Source organism: Pseudomonas sp. P5_A12 (assembly GCF_056400685.1).
Genome location: NZ_JBFUKU010000481.1, coordinates 1 through 2,507, shown reverse-complemented (window position 1 = coordinate 2,507; position 2,507 = coordinate 1). Strand labels below are relative to the sequence as shown.

Genomic DNA, 2,507 nt, shown 5'->3' with positions numbered 1-2,507 from the left:
GTATCACGCAATGCCGGTGCAGTTTAACCGCCAGGAAATGTCCATGATCCTGTGGGAGCCAGGCTGCGACACCATTACCCAGCATGCCGCCTGCTCGGTGGCCATCCAGCAACAAAACGGGCTACCGGATCGACCTTCACTGCTGACTCAACTGTTTAATGCCGGTAACCACTCGATGGTCGGCAGCTAYATTCCCGCSTGCTGGGCTTCACTCAAGCGTTCGCAGGAAGCACTCGGGGCAAAACGCCCCCTCGTCACYGACCTGGAGTTGRTATGGGTAGAGCAAGCACTCAAAAGTGTTACCGAACAGTTGCGCTCCAGGCGAAAACATTTATCSAACCAAACCCTCAAGTACCAACAAACTCACGAGTCGGAATACAACGCCTTCATTATTGAGATCGACAAAATACGAGTGACGGTCGATCGACTGAAAAAATTGCGCTACGAGCGCGTCACCGAAAAAAAGGTCTACGGATCGCATTCGACTCAGCCCGAGCAGCTGGCAGAAAACCTGCAACGCTGGCTTGCCCATCCGGAAAATCGAGTCGTTGAGCAGTTGGCCATGGCACCGACGAGAGCAACCGAAGACGCGTTTTTCGCGTCGATCTACGGGTATACCCCAGGGATGCCGCGTACCTTCGACATCGATTCGATTATTTGAGCAAACACAACCAAGCGTTGCCCGACAAGCCCTGGTAATAAGGGGCGCAAGGCGCCTAACGTGTGGCGATGGAGCAAGCTCCCTCGCCACACGTTAGGCGCCCTGCACCATCAGCTGACAGTACCGCCCTTCGCTTCACTCATGATCTGCCGGATCGCACCGACAAACGTTTCCACCGGCTGCCCGCCACTCACCGCGTACTGCCCGTTAAACACCACCGTGGGCACCGAACTCACGCCACGGGTCAGCCACAACTGCTCTTCCTCAACCACCTCTTTGGCGTATTCATCCGACGCCAGAATCGCCTCGGCCCGCTGCCGGTTAAGCCCGACGCTTTCAGCCATCTGCGCCAATTGCCCATGATCGGACGGATTGCCGCCGTCGGTGAAATACGCCTTGAACAGCGCTTCTTTCAGATTGAACTGCAAGCCTTCCAGCCCTGCCCAAAACAGCAGCCGATGGGCATCAAAGGTGTTGTAGATACGGCTGTTGCCGTCCGTGCGAAACGCAAACCCGAGCTCCGCACCACGGGCGCGGATCATCTCGCGGTTCTTCTGTGACTGCTCCGGGGTCGAGCCGTACTTTTCGGTGATGTGTTCGGTGATGTTCTGCCCTTCCGGGCCCATCTTCGGGTTCAGTTCGAATGGCTGGAAGCGGATCTCGGCCTGGACCTCTTCGCGTAAAACCTCCAGCGCCCGGGTCAGGCCGTAGAGGCCGACAACGCACCAGGGGCAGGACACGTCGCTGACGAAATCGATTTTCAAAGGGGTACTCATCACACACCTCGCAGGCTTGAATCACGCCGGAAAGATCGAACGATACACCTGACCGGCCCACGATGGCAGCCAAACCACATTCCCCTGTAGGAGCCGGACTTGCCCGCGAAAGCGGTCTTCCAGCCGACAACTGCAGTGACTGACACACCGCCATCTCCTGTAGGAGCCGGGCTTGCCMGCGATGGCGATCTTTCAGCCGACATGTGTGGGGACTGACACGCCGCCATCGCKGGCAAGCCCGGCTCCTACAGGTTTGTGCGGTGTTTTGGGGAGTGTGTTTAGTTCTGTTTAAGGTTACTTCCTGAAAGCTACAGCGCCTTGCGCCGTCGCCTACAACCGCGTCAGAATCCGCCGGCTTGTGCGTCTGGAGGCCCGTCGGTAACTTGGTTCCTGTCACTGATTCCCAGTGATCGGGTTTAGTAGCCCGGCTTTTCTTATCGGTCGTATAAGTGTCATCTAGTCAGGCATTCGTCTGCACTCGATGGTGGCTGTGCGCATGGCGCCTTCGGGCGCGCCGGTTTTGATCGTGGCCGGTCTACTAACTTGCGCACAGCTGCCACCCATCCGTTTAGTAGCGAGACAGGTTGCAGCTCTACTAACAGGACAACGATCAAATGTTCAAAGTAACGCCGAACCCACCGGAAACCGACGACGTTTCCCCCTACGAAACCCCAGAGTCCAAAAAGCTCAACGAAGCCGCCGACCGCGCCCTCGATTACTACCTCAAGCCGGTCATCCCCAAAGACACCCCACGCAAACCCAGCACGATCTACTTCGTCGGGCCCGACACCGATAACGAAACCCTGCTGGTCAATGCCTGTGAGACGTTGGCGTCGGCGAGTGTGATGTTGAATGATTTCGCGGGGCAGCTGAACGGCACACAGCGCCACACCCTGCTGGGCATTCAACACTCGGTGATGCTCGGTGAGCTGGCGGTGAACCGGATGCTGGATAACGTCGTCCCGACATAAATTCCGAATCTGTAGAAGATCAAATGTGGGAGCGGGCTTGCCCGCGATAGCGGTGGACCAATCAATGCAGATATTGACTGATACGACGCCATCGCTCGC

General features: G+C 57.2%; 2 protein-coding genes and 1 pseudogene. 2 read left to right on the top strand and 1 reads right to left on the bottom strand.

Annotation, left to right across the window (positions count from 1 at the left end; genetic code table 11):
- Nucleotides 1-661: pseudogene (locus AC1DSG_RS30165) on the top strand (lipase family protein); the annotation flags it as partial.
- A gap of 110 nt (nt 662-771) precedes the next feature.
- Here AC1DSG_RS30165 and AC1DSG_RS30160 read toward each other — a convergent pair.
- Nucleotides 772-1,437, bottom strand: a complete 666-nt coding sequence (locus AC1DSG_RS30160) for a DsbA family oxidoreductase (protein ID WP_477794136.1) — start codon at nt 1,435-1,437, stop codon at nt 772-774.
- A 614-nt stretch (nt 1,438-2,051) separates the two neighbouring features.
- Between AC1DSG_RS30160 and AC1DSG_RS30155 the strand changes: the two genes are divergently transcribed.
- Nucleotides 2,052-2,408 (top strand): DUF6124 family protein, encoded by a 357-nt coding sequence (locus tag AC1DSG_RS30155; RefSeq protein ID WP_477794135.1) that lies wholly within the window; start codon nt 2,052-2,054, stop codon nt 2,406-2,408.
- The last annotated feature ends 99 nt before the right edge of the window (nt 2,409-2,507 follow it).

What these genes read in the sequence shown, in the direction of transcription:
- AC1DSG_RS30160 (WP_477794136.1), bottom strand. Translation starts at nt 1,437, where the DNA reads ATGAGTACCCCTTTGAAAATCGATTTCGTCAGCGACGTGTCCTGCCCC.
- AC1DSG_RS30155 (WP_477794135.1), top strand. Translation starts at nt 2,052, where the DNA reads ATGTTCAAAGTAACGCCGAACCCACCGGAAACCGACGACGTTTCCCCC.